This window comes from Bradyrhizobium sp. CCBAU 11361 (assembly GCF_028128935.1).
Lineage (GTDB): Bacteria > Pseudomonadota > Alphaproteobacteria > Rhizobiales > Xanthobacteraceae > Bradyrhizobium > Bradyrhizobium niftali.
In genome coordinates, this window is sequence record NZ_LBJZ01000018.1 from 129,650 (window position 1) to 143,368 (window position 13,719).

The 13,719-nt window shown below is 63.8% G+C and carries 21 protein-coding genes and 1 pseudogene; 5 read left to right on the forward strand and 17 right to left on the reverse strand.

Annotation, left to right across the window (positions count from 1 at the left end; translation table 11 throughout):
- Nucleotides 1–39 precede the first annotated feature (39 nt).
- Entirely contained in the window at nucleotides 40–270 is a 231-nt protein-coding gene (locus XI08_RS06645) for a hypothetical protein (RefSeq protein ID WP_060910194.1), read from the forward strand.
- A pseudogene (locus tag XI08_RS06650) lies at nucleotides 263–516 on the forward strand (hypothetical protein). Before XI08_RS06645 ends, XI08_RS06650 begins: the two are co-directional and overlap by 8 nt.
- Before the next feature lie 7 nt (nucleotides 517–523).
- On the opposite strand, the gene XI08_RS06655 reads toward XI08_RS06650, so the two are convergent.
- From XI08_RS06655 to XI08_RS06695, 9 genes are all read right to left on the reverse strand, one after another.
- Nucleotides 524–1,711 carry an extracellular catalytic domain type 1 short-chain-length polyhydroxyalkanoate depolymerase gene (locus tag XI08_RS06655; protein ID WP_271573837.1) on the reverse strand — a complete coding sequence of 396 codons (1,188 nt, stop codon included), beginning with the start codon at nucleotides 1,709–1,711 and terminating at the stop codon, nucleotides 524–526.
- 5 nt (nucleotides 1,712–1,716) lie between these two features.
- On the reverse strand, nucleotides 1,717–2,136 hold the full coding sequence (locus XI08_RS06660; protein WP_028150805.1) for a CopG family transcriptional regulator: 420 nt from the start codon (nucleotides 2,134–2,136) through the stop codon (nucleotides 1,717–1,719).
- 90 nt (nucleotides 2,137–2,226) lie between these two features.
- Nucleotides 2,227–3,339 carry a glycosyltransferase family 4 protein gene (locus XI08_RS06665; RefSeq protein WP_271573838.1) on the reverse strand — a complete coding sequence of 371 codons (1,113 nt, stop codon included), beginning with the start codon at nucleotides 3,337–3,339 and terminating at the stop codon, nucleotides 2,227–2,229.
- Between the two features lie 13 nt (nucleotides 3,340–3,352).
- Complete coding sequence (locus XI08_RS06670; protein ID WP_264653567.1) at nucleotides 3,353–3,487, reverse strand: hypothetical protein; 135 nt, start codon at nucleotides 3,485–3,487, stop codon at nucleotides 3,353–3,355.
- Nucleotides 3,481–3,690 (reverse strand): hypothetical protein, encoded by a 210-nt coding sequence (locus tag XI08_RS06675; RefSeq protein WP_028150804.1) that lies wholly within the window; start codon nucleotides 3,688–3,690, stop codon nucleotides 3,481–3,483. Before XI08_RS06675 ends, XI08_RS06670 begins: the two co-directional genes overlap by 7 nt.
- A 461-nt stretch (nucleotides 3,691–4,151) precedes the next feature.
- Nucleotides 4,152–4,529 carry a response regulator gene (locus tag XI08_RS06680; protein ID WP_271573839.1) on the reverse strand — a complete coding sequence of 126 codons (378 nt, stop codon included), beginning with the start codon at nucleotides 4,527–4,529 and terminating at the stop codon, nucleotides 4,152–4,154.
- A 64-nt stretch (nucleotides 4,530–4,593) separates the two neighbouring features.
- Nucleotides 4,594–4,968 carry a PRC-barrel domain-containing protein gene (locus XI08_RS06685; protein ID WP_271573840.1) on the reverse strand — a complete coding sequence of 125 codons (375 nt, stop codon included), beginning with the start codon at nucleotides 4,966–4,968 and terminating at the stop codon, nucleotides 4,594–4,596.
- A gap of 463 nt (nucleotides 4,969–5,431) precedes the next feature.
- Nucleotides 5,432–5,899 carry a hypothetical protein gene (locus tag XI08_RS06690; protein WP_060910189.1) on the reverse strand — a complete coding sequence of 156 codons (468 nt, stop codon included), beginning with the start codon at nucleotides 5,897–5,899 and terminating at the stop codon, nucleotides 5,432–5,434.
- 124 nt (nucleotides 5,900–6,023) lie between these two features.
- Nucleotides 6,024–6,251 (reverse strand): hypothetical protein, encoded by a 228-nt coding sequence (locus XI08_RS06695; protein ID WP_271573841.1) that lies wholly within the window; start codon nucleotides 6,249–6,251, stop codon nucleotides 6,024–6,026.
- A gap of 217 nt (nucleotides 6,252–6,468) precedes the next feature.
- Here XI08_RS06695 and XI08_RS06700 point away from each other — a divergent pair, with 217 nt between their 5' ends.
- Nucleotides 6,469–7,131, forward strand: a complete 663-nt coding sequence (locus tag XI08_RS06700) for a protein-L-isoaspartate(D-aspartate) O-methyltransferase (RefSeq protein ID WP_271573842.1) — start codon at nucleotides 6,469–6,471, stop codon at nucleotides 7,129–7,131.
- Between the two features lie 75 nt (nucleotides 7,132–7,206).
- Here XI08_RS06700 and XI08_RS06705 read toward each other — a convergent pair whose 3' ends face one another.
- On the reverse strand, nucleotides 7,207–7,398 hold the full coding sequence (locus tag XI08_RS06705; RefSeq protein ID WP_271573843.1) for a CsbD family protein: 192 nt from the start codon (nucleotides 7,396–7,398) through the stop codon (nucleotides 7,207–7,209).
- 357 nt (nucleotides 7,399–7,755) lie between these two features.
- On the opposite strand from XI08_RS06705, the gene XI08_RS06710 reads away from it, so the two are divergent.
- The gene (locus XI08_RS06710; protein ID WP_271573844.1) at nucleotides 7,756–8,652 is read left to right on the forward strand and encodes a 3'-5' exonuclease; all 897 of its coding nucleotides are present in this window, start codon (nucleotides 7,756–7,758) and stop codon (nucleotides 8,650–8,652) included.
- Nucleotides 8,653–8,665: 13 nt separating this feature from the next.
- Here the strand turns inward: XI08_RS06710 and XI08_RS06715 are convergent, their stop codons facing one another.
- The 3 genes from XI08_RS06715 to XI08_RS06725 all read right to left on the reverse strand — a co-directional run bounded on the left by XI08_RS06715 (nucleotide 8,666) and on the right by XI08_RS06725 (nucleotide 10,705).
- Entirely contained in the window at nucleotides 8,666–9,454 is a 789-nt protein-coding gene (locus XI08_RS06715; RefSeq protein ID WP_271573845.1) for a hypothetical protein, read from the reverse strand.
- 92 nt (nucleotides 9,455–9,546) lie between these two features.
- The gene (locus tag XI08_RS06720) at nucleotides 9,547–10,365 is read right to left on the reverse strand and encodes a methyltransferase domain-containing protein (RefSeq protein ID WP_271573846.1); all 819 of its coding nucleotides are present in this window, start codon (nucleotides 10,363–10,365) and stop codon (nucleotides 9,547–9,549) included.
- A gap of 157 nt (nucleotides 10,366–10,522) precedes the next feature.
- Nucleotides 10,523–10,705 carry a DUF3606 domain-containing protein gene (locus XI08_RS06725; RefSeq protein ID WP_011090744.1) on the reverse strand — a complete coding sequence of 61 codons (183 nt, stop codon included), beginning with the start codon at nucleotides 10,703–10,705 and terminating at the stop codon, nucleotides 10,523–10,525.
- 113 nt (nucleotides 10,706–10,818) lie between these two features.
- Here XI08_RS06725 and ligD point away from each other — a divergent pair, with 113 nt between their 5' ends.
- Nucleotides 10,819–11,739: a non-homologous end-joining DNA ligase gene (ligD, locus tag XI08_RS06730; protein WP_271573847.1), complete on the forward strand. Its 921-nt coding sequence runs from the start codon at nucleotides 10,819–10,821 to the stop codon at nucleotides 11,737–11,739.
- Nucleotides 11,740–11,797: 58 nt separating this feature from the next.
- Here ligD and XI08_RS06735 read toward each other — a convergent pair whose 3' ends face one another.
- The 4 genes from XI08_RS06735 to XI08_RS06750 all read right to left on the reverse strand — a co-directional run bounded on the left by XI08_RS06735 (nucleotide 11,798) and on the right by XI08_RS06750 (nucleotide 13,600).
- The gene (locus XI08_RS06735) at nucleotides 11,798–12,061 is read right to left on the reverse strand and encodes a GlsB/YeaQ/YmgE family stress response membrane protein (protein WP_237873128.1); all 264 of its coding nucleotides are present in this window, start codon (nucleotides 12,059–12,061) and stop codon (nucleotides 11,798–11,800) included.
- A 23-nt stretch (nucleotides 12,062–12,084) separates the two neighbouring features.
- Nucleotides 12,085–12,546: a YidB family protein gene (locus XI08_RS06740; protein WP_166346641.1), complete on the reverse strand. Its 462-nt coding sequence runs from the start codon at nucleotides 12,544–12,546 to the stop codon at nucleotides 12,085–12,087.
- Nucleotides 12,547–12,621: 75 nt separating this feature from the next.
- Complete coding sequence (locus XI08_RS06745; RefSeq protein WP_011090748.1) at nucleotides 12,622–13,242, reverse strand: hypothetical protein; 621 nt, start codon at nucleotides 13,240–13,242, stop codon at nucleotides 12,622–12,624.
- Between the two features lie 37 nt (nucleotides 13,243–13,279).
- Entirely contained in the window at nucleotides 13,280–13,600 is a 321-nt protein-coding gene (locus XI08_RS06750) for a hypothetical protein (RefSeq protein WP_271573848.1), read from the reverse strand.
- Nucleotides 13,601–13,719: the final 119 nt, after the last annotated feature.

Genomic DNA, 13,719 nt, shown 5'->3' on the forward strand with positions numbered 1-13,719 from the left:
GGCGCTTGACTCTCGTGAACAAAATGAGAACATAATCTGATGACCGCTACGCCCGAGCCCTCCAGACCGGCCACTTTCGACCTGGAGGCCGCCGCCGACCAGGCCATCGCGGCCTGCGGCGGAGACGCCCGGGAGGCGGTCAAGGCACTGCTCGTCGCCGTCGACTTTCTCGAGGCCGAGACCGACGAGCTCCGGACGAATGTGTCGAAAGGCTACGCCCGGGGACGGCTCCCAGGGGCGCGCGAACGCAAGGATGAGGCAGATGTCTGAAGTGACCTACTATGTCGCTCTGCTCTGCCGTTCGTTTTCTCCGACGACGGCATGGCCGCCGGCGAGGCGGCGGAATGCCTGAGCGCCAATGCCGCGGTGATGCGGGCCGAGGCGCTGGCGCGCAAGCCCGGACACGCCGGCGCCGTCGCGTTCAGCCGCAGCGGGGACCCCGCAACCGGGGACTTCGGCGACGCGAAGCTGATCCGGAAGTTCGGGGACGTGCCGGACGATCTGAGCGCCTTGTGAAGCCCGACTAACCCGGGAGCGAATGCTCAAGGAAGAAGCGCAGCATCTCCCTCGTCGCGTCCGGCCCGCGGGGATCGGTGTAGGAGCCGGCGGGACTGCCGCCCGACCAGGCGTGGCCGGCGCCGTGAACATTCCAATGCTCGGAGACGGCGCGCCCGTCCGCGTCGGCAAGGTTGGTGCGGGTGTAGGCGTGCCCATGGGGCACCCGTCCGTTGCTCACCTTCGCTTTCAAGCCTGCCGCCTTGGCGGACTGCTCGACAATCCGGTCGCCGTTGTTCGGATGCACCGTGGTGTCGCGGTCGCCATGGAAAACGATGGTCGGCACTGGCGGTCCACCAGCGGCAATTTTAGACCCGCCGCCCTGACGCATGGCGACGAACGCTGAGGGAAGATCGCTTGCCGCCCCGCAGGCGAGGCCGGAATGGATCCCGACGGCCGCGTACAGATCGGCGTGGGTCGCTGCCATGATGGCGGCGGCCGCCCCGCCGGCCGACAGACCTGCGACGTAGACCCGCTTCGGATCGATCGGATAGTCCAGCATGATTTGGCGAGTGATGCCTGCGATCAGCGAAGGCTCCCCGCCCTCCCGCTGCTGGTCGCCCGTGCGAAACCAATTCCAGCATTTCGCCTGGTTGGCTTCATTGGGCTGCTCCGGATAGACCACGAAGCAATTCCGCTCTTCCGCCAGGAAATTCATCCGGGTGCCTGCCGCGAAGTCGTCCGGCGACTGGGTGCAACCGTGAAGCATGACCACCAGGGGAAGCGGTTTTTCCTGCGAGTGGCTTGGGACGAACAGCTTGTAGTTCCGGCTTCCATTCGCGTTGCGGAAGGTGCCGGCGATGAACCTCGTGCCTTCGGGTGCGATATCCGTCGTGGCAGGCGGAGCGCGGGTCATCGGACCACGCAGGTTGAGTCCGGGGAAGTCTTTCAAGCGATCGAACCGGGCGATGCTTTTGCGTTGCAAAGGAGCGGGAGAAACCCGGGTGGTTCGTCGGCTTTCCTTCTCCTCGACGACGTTGGCCTTCACGTCGATGGTCGGGGGCTCGAGCCGATCTGGCGCGACACGGGCAGTGCTGTCCGACGGCTCGGAGGCGCTCTCGCCGCGGAGCATGCGCTGCAGGAGCGCGGTGGCCTCGACCAGGTGGCCCGCACGCGTGAGGCGCGTGGCCTCAGAAATCATGTTCTGATTCAGCATCGCGTTCACCTAGTTCTGTCGGAGAGTGCGGCCTTGACCGCGGGAGTGGCGTGAAGGGCACCGAGCACCGAGACCGAAGCAATGGTGGCGCGGGCCAGCTCGGGGGTGACGTCCTGGGCGATGGTCGCGAGACCCAGCACGTTGATGTGCAGCATCTCGCCGGCGCGCCGCGCCGCTTCGAGATCCTCGCGGCTGTAGTTGCGCAGCCCCAAGTCCAGGCTCTTTCGGACCGTCGACTGCTTCACGACGTCCGCGTGGCGTTCGAGCTGGTTGCGGATGGCCGTCCGGATGAAATCCGTGCGGTTCGAATAGAACCCTTCCTGCACCATCAGATCGACCTGACCCAGATCGACATAGCCAAGGTTGATCGTGATCTTCTCGGTATCGGGGATCCGGGATCGCAGCTCGCGGACATTGTCGGCCATGAAAGCATCCATTTCTACCATCCAATGGGATGGCGCATGGATGTCAAATGGATGCTCCGGGGCCACTTTCAAGGGGCGGCTAAAAATCGATTAGCCGGGGGCCGGAAGTTCGTCGGCCGGCCTCGGCTCGCGCCGACGTTCGGCGTGCGGCGCCGCGAATGCCGCAGCCGGGTACGCGGCGCCAGAGATCAATCGGCGGTACGCGCTTTCATACTCGCGCGCCATTCGGTCCGCGGAGAAGCGTTCCTCGAAGCGGGCACGTACTTTTCGTCTGTCGAGCCGGCCCAGATCGCCCACGGCCCTGACAGCCTGCTCCTCGTTCTCGACGATGAAGCCCGTCACGCCGTCCTCGACGACCTCGGGCACGGAGCCGGAGCGGTAGGCGATCACTGGCGTCCCACAGGCCATCGCCTCGATCATGACGAGGCCGAAAGGCTCCGGCCAATCGATCGGAAACAGCAGGGCCGCGGCCTCGGCGAGGAACGGCTGCTTCTTCGCCTCGTCCACCTCGCCGACGAGCTGGACCGCCAGACCGTCGATGTGGGGCTCAAGTTGCTTCTTGAAGAAGACGGTCTCGCCGCGCGGAATCTTGGCGGCGATGCGCAAGGGCATTCCGGCGGCGCGCGCGATGCGGATGGCGTCCTGGGGCCCCTTTTCCGCGGTGAGGCGGCCGAGGAACGCCAGATAGGATCCCTGATCGAAAGACGGGCGAAAGTTGTTCGATGGCAGTCCGTGCGGGATCGTGGCGATCCAATTCGCCTCCGGCAATGGCAGACGCTGATAGTCCGATATCGACACGAAGCCGGCACCGGGAAACTGCCGCAGCACATCGGAAAGGCCCGGCAGGTCGAGCCGGCCATGCATGGTGGTCACGAAGGGCACGCCGAGCCGGCTGAGCAGCGGAAGCGGCAGCCAGTCGATGTGCGCGTGGATCACGTCGAAGTCTTTCGCGCGCTTTGCGATCGCTTCCAGCAGCACGGCGCAGGCGGCATTTGGATCGGCGCCCTTTCGTCCGAGACGCAGCGCGCGCGGCCACACGGCATGAAGCTCGCCTTTCGTCCGGGAGTCGCCGCTCGCGAACAGCGTGACGTCGTGGCCGAGCTCGACCAGCTCATCCACCAGCCACGCCACGACCCGCTCCGTGCCGCCGTAGAGCTTGGGAGGGACGCTTTCCGCCAGGGGAGCAAGTTGAGCGATGCGCATCGATGCCGACCCTCTAGACCGAAAACATCGAGCGGAAGAGCAGCACGACGGCCGCGGAGGCGAGTTCTGAGACGGCCAGCAACGTCCAATCCGGCCTGGCGCTGTCGACCGCAGCTCGCCTGACGAGCCCCTCCATCAGCCTCAACATTCGTCTTCGGGAAGGCGCTCAAGGTAAGCCAGGCCGAATCCCGTGAGTTCTTCGGCATCGCTCACACGCGCTTCCCATTTCCCTTGCAGATGACGCTCCAGCAGGCAGCGGCGGGTGTCGGCAGCATCGACGTCGCGATGCCTCGCCAGGTAGAGGGACCAGACCGTATGTACCGCCGTGCGCAACGGGACGTCGTCGACCATGTTCGGCTCCGACGAGAACAGACCTCGCCGGATGCCAACTCGTCTCCGAAGATGAAGTTTCTACTTTTTCCCGAAAAGTCGGGTCCCCGTCGAGCCGAGTCAGCCCTTTCGATAGGATCGACAACCGGCCTCGGCGCCAGAGCCGGATTTTTCTTAGCCGGCGGGCGGAGCGGGCTGTCCGCCCTTTTTTGGGCGGCGGGGTCGTGCAGCGGACCCTCCTCGCAGGCGGGGCAGACGTATCGCTCGCCGCCCCGGCCCGTCTCGTCGGGGACAAGCTTCATCGCCTTGCCATTTATCTCCAACCCCGACTTTCCGCGCCGCGTGGCCGAAGGCCTGCCGTTTATGCCAGACGACCAAGCGGCGTGGTTCGCGCAAGGACCAGAAGGGTATCTCGATTACCCGGCCATTGCGGACCGCCAAGCGCCGTTCATCCCAGTTGCGCGTACACCGCGAGCGCCCGGCTAGGCTCGGGTATCCAGTAGCTGCGACACGGCGGCAGCCAATTGCGCCGGTGCAAAGGGCTTCTCGATCAGGACGCTGCCGTCGACGCCCTGCGATTTCCAATCCGGGGCACTGGCGCTCGTCATGTAGACCACCGGAAAGCCAGGCGTGATTTCCCTAATCCGCCGCGCCAGCTCCCAGCCCGTGATGCCATCACCCAGGTTGACGTCCGTCAGCAGCGCCCGGCATCCCTCGCAGCCATCGCAAAAGGTGGACAGGGCCGCCTCCCCCGAAGAGACCGAGCAGGCCTGGAAACCGCCGACCGACAAGGCGTCTTCGATGAAGCTGCAGATCAGAGCTTCATCCTCCACGACCAGAACACGAACGGCATCACTCACTTTTCAAGCCTCCTCGGCGGATCGAGCGCCGTCTTGCGTAACGACGGTGGCGTTGGCCCGACCGTCATGCCGCATCAAGCCACGGGCACCCCCCGTAGTAGGCGTTCACGGAGCGCGCCCTCGCCGGGTCGCTCCAATTCCATGCGCTCTCGTCGGCGTATTTTGGGGCGCCGCGAAGCTGGTCCTGGGTGATGCCGGTAACGTAGCCACCGAGGTCGGTGTCGTACTTCAGCGCCTGCCAGGGCAGCGGATAATGATCGTCGCCAATGCCGAGCAGACCGCCGAAGCTGAGCACCGCGTACGACACCTTGCCGCTGACCTTGTCGATCATGACGCGCTCGATGTAGCCGACCTTCTGCCCGTCGGATCCGTACACATTCGTGCCCTCGACCTTGTCGCTTCCGATGAGACTGAAGGTCTCGCGATCTTCCATGGCCATGTTGACCTCCGTGTGTTGTCTTCCGGAGTCAACCGCACGACGGTGGCACCGTTCCTGACTGACGCTCTTGGCGGCGTTGTTCTCGCGGTCGTCACCGATCGACCGGACCGGATGACGCGGCCGCAGCGCCCGCCCTGCAAGGGCGGCCCAGATCTGAGGTTCCTGCGCGCGGCGGGATGGCGGACGGGACGCGAGCCTGCGCGACCGGAACGCAGTCCGGGGCGGCACCCTTGAGGCCTCAGCTTTGGAGGAACGATAATCGTCGTATCCCATTGAACCGTAGAGACCGTCGCCCGCCGTTGAACTACGGCGCCTGTCGCCGATAGCCAAAGGTTTCACGACCCGCTATTCAGAACTAGCGCTCGCGAGGATAGCCAAAGGCGGCGGCCTCTCCGGACTTCCGTGTACTCGAAGCTACGCGGCTAGGCGCTCGGCGCGGCCGCGCGAGGCTACCCCGCACGCCTTATCTGCCCCTCAGCGAGAGACTGATGCGCGTTACGATGTGGTCCCAGTCGCGCTCTTCGCTCGCCGGGTAGTTGATCAGGACGCAGTGAATCAATTCGCTCGAGAAGTTGCACCGGTTGTACCAGACCTTGTCGCCCTTGTAGCTGGACACCGCAAAGAACCGAGGCGTCGTTCGCTTGTACTGAATGCGCGCGGGCGGATGCTTCTTCGCGAGAAATGCAGCGGGTGAATCGTTCGCAACGTTGGGTGCGGCCTGTATCGTAAGGTCGGCTCGGCCGTCAGCCGTCCGAAATCGCTGTCCGTACCCGTCCGGACGGCCGGCTTCTTCGGTAAAGATCGAGGCCGGGAAATCCACCGAGGTACCCGTCTGCGGGATGGAATAGGTCGTCCATCTCACCGGTTGGGCCGAGACCGTGGAGCTCAAGGCGACCAGTCCGAGAACGAGCGCCGACACCATCCATTTCATCGCGTCTCCTCCCGGGAATCATGAAGACCCGACGAAGTCTCGCTTCGAACATCATGATGCCGACGTTCAGATCGGCCTCCGGCGCAAGGGCAGCGTCACGACGAACCGCCTCCGTTCCGGAAGGTCACTTCCGGCCCGACGGCGCCTGCGCATTCGAATCGTTCGGGGTCTTCTTATTCGCCTCATGATGGCCGATCACGCAGCCGGCGGCAGCGCCGAGCTTGCCGTGCCCTGCCATGTGGCCGGCGACGCCCCCGACGATGGCGCCCTTGATGCAACCTTTCGCGTCCGCACCGGAGGCCGAAGCCAGCGCCATTGCGGCCATCAATGCCGCCGTGAACATCCATTTCATGAGCGCTCTCCGGCTCGGTTTCTGCAAGATCAATTCGATCCGGACACGGTCGTTCCGCTGCGGACACGTTCCTGACTCAGCTCCGCGATTTCCCTCCTCGGTAGCGGAGCCGGCCTCGTCGGCGAGAGCCGCCACCCACCCCTCGAGTCAAGGAGCAAGTGGCTGGCCTCCGAGTTTCCCATCTGCTGGAGCGAAATCGTTCATGCATGGAGAGGCCGTGCGCGCGGTCAAGGAGAGCAAACGGTCCAGGAGGTCCCGCTTCCTCCGCGACGCGATGGTCGACGTGCAGATTGCCAGCCGCGGCATCCGCAGCAGACGGGTCCTGCTGGCGATGCGGCAGGTCCCCCGCGAGATTTTCCTCGATCGGCGGTTCGCGGAAGCCGCGTATGATGACTGCGCCGTGCCGATCCCGAAAGGGCAGACCATCTCTCAGCCCTACATCGTCGCCAGGATGCTCGAGGCCGCCGCCATCGCCAAGTCGGACCGGATTCTAGAGATCGGCGCGGGTTCGGGTTATCTGGCGGCACTCGCCGCCAAGCTCGGGCGGGAGGTTTGCGCAATCGAGCGCCACGAGGCATTGGTACGACAGGCCCGATCGCGCCTTCGGCATCTCGGCTGCCGCAACGTGGATCTGCGTCAGGGCGACGGGACCGCAGGATGGCCGGATGGCGGCGACTTCGACGTGATCGTGGTGTCGGCCGCCGGCGCGCAGACGCCCGCGGCTCTCAAGGCTCAACTGGCTCCGTCGGGACGACTTCTCATCCCGCTCGGCGATCCTGACGGTGTGCAGTGGCTGACGAAGCTGACACGCGCCCCGGACGATCGTTTCGTCGAGGAAAGGATAGAGGAGATCCGCTTCGTTCCTCTGATCTCCGACTGAAAGCCCGCTTGCCGTCTCAATTGGCGCAAAAAGGCCGCCCGGAGGCGGCTAGTTTTTGATCTTCGCTTCTTCTGCTTACTTCTTGAGGGCGTCAGCGGCGTCCCGCGCTGTATCTTTCACGTCGCCCGCGGCGTTGTGGGCGGATCCCTTGGCCTTGTCGATCTTGCCTTCGGTTTCCATGTCCTTGTCGCCAGTGAGCTTGCCGGCACCTTCTTTGATGGCGCCTTTTGCCTTGTCGGCGGCGCCCTTCACATGTTCGCGGTCCATAATCGTATCCTTTGCTGTCCGGAAGATCAGCACAACGAAAGTGTTGCGCAGGGGTTCCTCGCAGAACAAAGCACGATGCTTTCAACGAACACTCTGACCGTGGCCCTTGGCCGAGCAAAGCTGGGGCGGTCGGCTATTGGCGGCAGGACCGGCCGCGCGGCCATGCCTGTCCCAATCGCCGGCCGCGCTGACGATCAGTCGCCGCTGCAACCACGAACGCAGACCGGCTGCCCGCTATCGAATCCACAACCGCCGAAAAGCCCGTGAATGGCTTGTTTTTCCGGTACCTCACTGTCGGCGCTGCGGATATTCTGCGTTCAGCCAGCCGACCGGTTCTGGCAGTCATTCCGAGCAGCGATGTTACAGGACACGACCGATCTGGTTGCCATGGCCGAGGCCTTGAGCCGGTCGCCCGACTACCGGATTCTGCGGCGTCTGGTCGCCAGACCCACGTACGAACCGACGCTCGGGCAGGAGGTCAGGACCGGCGTTCTGCTCGACACCGAGACGACGGGGCTCGATCACGCTAAGGATGAGATCATCGAACTCGGCATGGTCAAATTCGACTACTCGGCCGATGGCCGCATCGTCGGCGTCCGTGATACGTTCTCGGCCTTCAATGAGCCCAGCGTGCCGATTTCCGCGGAGGTCACTGCACTCACCGGAATCACCCACGAGATGGTGGCGGGGCATCGGCTCGACGATGCGGCCGTGACGGACTTCGTCGGCGACTCAGTCGTCACAATCGCTCATAACAGTGGTTTCGACCGGAGGTTCGTCGAGCGTTACTGGCCGGTGTTCGAGCACAAGGCCTGGGCCTGCAGCGCGACCGAGATCGACTGGCGCGCTCACGGCTTCGCAGGCGCGCAGCTTGGCTATCTGCTGAACGGCGCCGGCTTCTTCCACCAGGCGCATCGCGCCGTCGACGACTGCCATGCCCTGCTGGAGGTCCTCGCCTTCGAATTGCCGACGACGGGCGCGCCGGCGCTCGCGCTACTGCTGGAGACCGCCCGCAAGCCGACGCTGCGGGTCTGGGCGGAGCAGACCGCGTTCGAGCTCAAGGACTCGCTGAAACGAAGGGGCTATCGCTGGAACGACGGCAGCGACGGGCGACCCAAGTCCTGGTTCATAGACGTCGACGAGACCGCTCTCGACGACGAGATCGCGTTCCTGCGGAGCCAGATTTACATGCGCGAGGTCGAGCCAAGCGTACAGCGGCTGACCGCATTCACCCGGTTTTCCTGCCGGGCATAGCGCGATAAATCCTTCAGGGCGTCCATCCTCGCGTGCCCAAAAGAACGCCGTGATTTCTGCCGGCAGCATTGAAATCGTAGATCTTCAGGTCGGACCAATCGAGCTTTCCTTGAAGCTCGGCCAGAGACTCCTTATTCAATTTCTCATACACCTGAACGGCAAAAAGAGTCCGCTTGGTGGGAAATACGTCGCCGACCTTCGCGATGATCTCCGTTATGGGAGGTTCGGTTCGGCGTAGATCCAGCCCTTCTGTCTCATCCAGCGCAGTGCCCCAAGGCGGGGCCACGAAGACGATCAAGGTCTCGTCAGGCGCGATATCGACTTGCCCCAACATGATGCCGTAATCGCCGGACTTCAGATCGATGGTCCGGTCGAGGAGCGCGAGGTTTTGCTTGGTCAACCGAAAGACCTGAGGGTCGAACTCAAAGGCGATTCCGCGCGATTGCAGCACGTGTCGCAATATCCAGTACAAGGTATTGCACGACCCGGCGAACGGATCGACGACGACCCACCGGCCCGGGGCCGGAAGGGACGCCGCAACAGTCGCGACGTCCTGCCCGATGCGGTCGGCGACGGCATCTCGAGTGCATTCGACTGCGGTCCGGCCGAGCAAACGCACCCCGCGCGCGTACCACCGGGCCGGCGTCATTCCGTACAGCCGAAGGAAGTCGGGATCGGCGAAGCTGTCGCTGCCGTATCGACGAACCTCTTCCAAGGTCAATAGCTCGTTGCGCTTCGAGCCGTGCAACAGCAACGCTCGATCATAAAGCGGCGTCTCGGATTCCTTCGAATGCTCGCTCATATGCGGATGCTCCTACGATCGACGTTTCCAATTTCAGGACGCGGGCAAGGCTCGGCTGCCGCGAGCAATCCAGGACGGAAGAAAATGGACGGTCAGCGAAGGGATGCGACAACCACGAAGGACTCCTGAGGAAACGTCAGCCTGCCGTTCGCCAGCATCGAGGAATCCATGCGGCCCACCACATCGTCGGCGACCGCCGCGATAATGCGTTCACGCGCGATGTCGTCTTCCCCCTTCAACAGCGCAGCCATCGGGGTCGCGGTGAGCTGGAAGCGAACATAATCGAGCGACGACGGAAAGCTAATCTGCTTGGTCACGGTCTCGACATCGACACGGTCGAAACCTGCCTGGCGCACCCAAGAACCCACCTCGGCCGCGCCGCAGGAAAGATGCTCGGCGCGTTTGGTCCGCGAGGACTCCGCTCCGAGAAACTTGTCCAGCGCCTGCACGAAGGCGTGTGCGGCCGGCGTGTGCTCGATGGCGCTGTAGACGCTGAGTCCGAGCCGTCCGGACGGCCGGAGGACGCGGGCCATCTCTCGAAGCGCCTGCGGCCGGTCAGGAAAGAACTGCAGTCCGAGTTGGCAGAGTACGACTTCGAAGCTTCGCGACGCGAAGGGTAGATCCAGCGCACTGCCCTCGGTCCACTTTACGTCGCTGGATTTCGCCCGGGCGACGGCCAGCATTGCCCCGTTGAGGTCTACGCCGACCAGTTTTCCTACGTGACCGCGTTCGGCCAGCCGCCGCGCCACGACACCGGTCCCGCACGCCACGTCCAGTACGCTTTCGCCCTTCGCAGGCTCGATGCGATCGAGCAGATCATCGGCCCAGACCGACGTGATGGCGGGGACGAGATACCGCTCATACAATTCGGGAGCGCTGGCATCCATCTGCCAATGATCGTGAACTGTCATGACACCCTCTTGAAATTGGCCGGGTGAAACCGAGAAGATCAACAAATATTCCCCATGCTGACCGATAAGGACGGCCAACACAAGGTCTCTAAAAGTATGCTCGTCTTCCGGCGGAGTGTCGACGTTTGGCAGAAACTGGCGAAGACCGGCCGCTGGTTCAGCGTCCCAACCGCTTCTCGACCCGCTTGCGGCTATTGCCGACCTTCTTGACGGCCTTCTTCACGGCCGATGCCGAGCGGCCGGTCTTCTTCGCTTCGTAGCGGACTTCGTAGTCCTGTCCCTTGGCGACGCGCGCCCGGTCCTGCTTGCGTCCACGCGCTGTCTTCTTCGCTGCCGCCATCGGCTCCTCCTCTTTCGAACTGATGGCGATGCAACGCTGCAAGGATTCGGGGGTTCCTGAAACGAATCCTGCCGTCCCGGCTTGAGTCCACCAGTTGCGTTGGAGTTCGTTGCGTGGCGTTTCAGCGACGTAAACCGGCGGCGGTCGGCGTGAAGGCGCCGTTCCCCGGCTTCGTAGAACCGGCCTTGGCATCATCGATCGAGAAGGTGCCGTCCGGGGCGCGATGGATTCACGAAATCAAGTTCGATGGCTACCGGGTCCAGGTCCAGCTGGCGAACGAAGCCGTGAGGGTATTCACCCGCCGCGGCCACGACTGGACCAACCGCTTCAAGAAGGTCGCCGACGACGCCTGGCACATCAAGGCGGGGTCGGCGATCGTGGACGGTGAAATCGTGGTCCCCGCCGCGGACGGCACGACGGACTTCTCGGTCCTTCAGAACGAACTGAAAGGCAAGTCGACCAGCATCGTACTGGTCGCCTTCGATCTCCTGTACCTGAACGGCCGCGACCTCCGGAAGCTGCCGCTCTTCCAGCGCAAGACTGAACTCAAGAAGATCATCGACGGCACCGAGATCCAGTTCAGCGAAAGCTTCGAGCTTGAAGGTGCCGACATATTCGCACACGCCTGCAAGATCGGGCTCGAGGGCATCGTTTCGAAGGTACGCGACAGCGCATACGCCAGCGGCCGCGGCAACAACTGGGTGAAGAAGACCTGCGCGCAGCGGGAGACCCTGACGATCGCCGGCTTCGCGCTCGACGAGGGGAAATGGGACGGCATATACCTCGGACGGCGAAAGGGCGACGACCTCGTCTACGCAGGCAAGGTCGACCACGGCTTCGACAAGGTTTCGGCTGCCGAGTTGCAGAAGCGTCTGAAGCCGCTGATCCGGAAGACCCAACCCTACGCGAAGCGGATCGCACACAAGGGCATCTGGGTCGAGCCGAAGCTGTTGGCCGAGGTCGAGTACAGGGCCAAGTCCGCCGAAGGAAAGGTCCGGCATCCGTTCTTCAAGGGACTGCGAGAAGATCTTTGATTTGGTTTCGAAGAGCCGCTGCGCTTCGATCCGCCGCGGCTCCTGCTGCTTGGTCGGTCTAGATAGCCCGGCCGCTCCTGCCCGCCATCAGCCCATAGACGAACAGTACGATGATCGCGCCGATGACGGCGCCGACCAGCCCCGCTCCTTCGCCAGGCCGATACCAGCCGAGCCCCTGACCGAGATAGGTCGCCACGAACGCTCCCACGATTCCAAGGATCGTGGTCAGAACGAAACCAGTCGGCTCGTTGCCGCCGGGCATGATGAATTTCGCGATGACTCCTGCGATGAAACCGATGATGATCGTCCAGATGATGCCCATTTTCCCTCCGAGTGCGCGTTGTGTTAACCAGCCGACGGAGAAGGAACGCGTCCATCGGGCGTGTATTTGTCCACGGCAGTCGGCAGCTCGCGGGACAAGCGGTCGAGTATCTCCTGCTGCGACAGTCCAGTCTGCTGTTCCAGCTTCTGCAGGACATCCGGACCGATCGCCTGCTTAAGTTCGGGCGGCGTGACCTCCCGGTTCGGCCCGTGATCGACCCAGGACTGCGCGGCGTCACCCTGACCGTTCTGTTTGAAGTGCTCGAGAAGTTCGCCGATCCCGCCGTTGAGCAGCGAACCCACGCCACCGCCGCCGACGAGGCCGCCCAAGTTGCCGAGCATGCCGCTTAGCGAATCCTTGTTGCCTGCCGCCGGCTGCCCGGTGGTCGCGTTGCGAAACATCTCCGCCAGCTTGTCCCGATTTTGGTAACCGGCGAGAGCGAGCATGCCCAAGAGGGCGGTCATCGATGGCATTCCGCGGCTCATTTTCCGCTCCTGTATTCGATCGTTGTCGCGTGCAAAAAAAAGGCGGCCCGCTTTGGAGGCGGGCTGCCAACCGATTTACCGTACGCCTGTGCCGTAGAGTTGGCGCTCGCGGCGGACCTCGTCCGCGCCGTAAGGTTGCGCCGCCGGATCGTAGCTCTTCCACCCCGACTTTTGCCAAGCCGCGCTGCGGTCGCGCAGATTGACGGCGGATTGGTCGAGGATTGCTTCGTACCGCGCACGGTCGCCGTCAGGAACGCGGGCCGAAACCATCGTGCCGCCGCGCCTTACGCCTTCGGCATAGAGAGGTGCTTCTTCCTCGGAAACGCCGGCTTGCGTCAGCGCACCGACGACTCCGCCCGTGGCGCCGCCGGCGACCGCGCCCAGCGCCGTCGAGGCGAGCCATCCGGCCGCGACCACCGGACCCAAGCCCGGAATGGCCAGCAGTCCAAGGCCAGCGAGCAGACCGGCTGCGCCGCCGAGACCCGCGCCGACGCCGGCCCCCGTGGCAGCACCTTCGGCACGATCGTCGACACCGTCGCGGTCGCGATCGACTTTCTTGTCTGTGCTGTACCAGTTGTCCGAATTGTTCGCGACGATGCTCACCTCCGAATGCGGCAGACCTGCCGCTTCGAGGCTCGTCACCGCGCGCTGTGCGTCGGAATAGTTGTCGTAGAGACGTGAAATCGTAACGGTCATTTTGAATCCTTGTCTGCGTTCGCTACTGCGCTCAGTGTTACTTGGCCGCGTTGACGTTGCCCTGAAAATCCAGGCTGACGTTTGTCGATGTGCCGCCCTTGCTGGCCTTGCCGCGCCACACGCCGTTGTCGTCCTTCTTCAGGCCCGTGACGTCGGTGTAACCGGCCTGCTCGATCTTCGATTTGGCCTGGCCCTCGGTGAAGCTGTTGGCCCCCGAAACCGGTTTGTCGGAATTGTTCTGGCCGGAACTGTTGACCGCGTTGTTGTTCGGGCGGTCGGTCGCCGGCGGATTTTGCGCGAACGACGGACCCGTCAGAAGCGAAGCGGCCGTCAGCAGCAGAAGAACTTTCTTGTTCATGTCGTCCTCCAGTATTGGCCGGGCACAACATGTGCTGCGCCCAGAGGTTCCAAGTTTTCCCGGTCGGATTGACGCAGCACTCAGGCCGTGACGCCGACGCCGCGAGCCCGCCGCGGCGC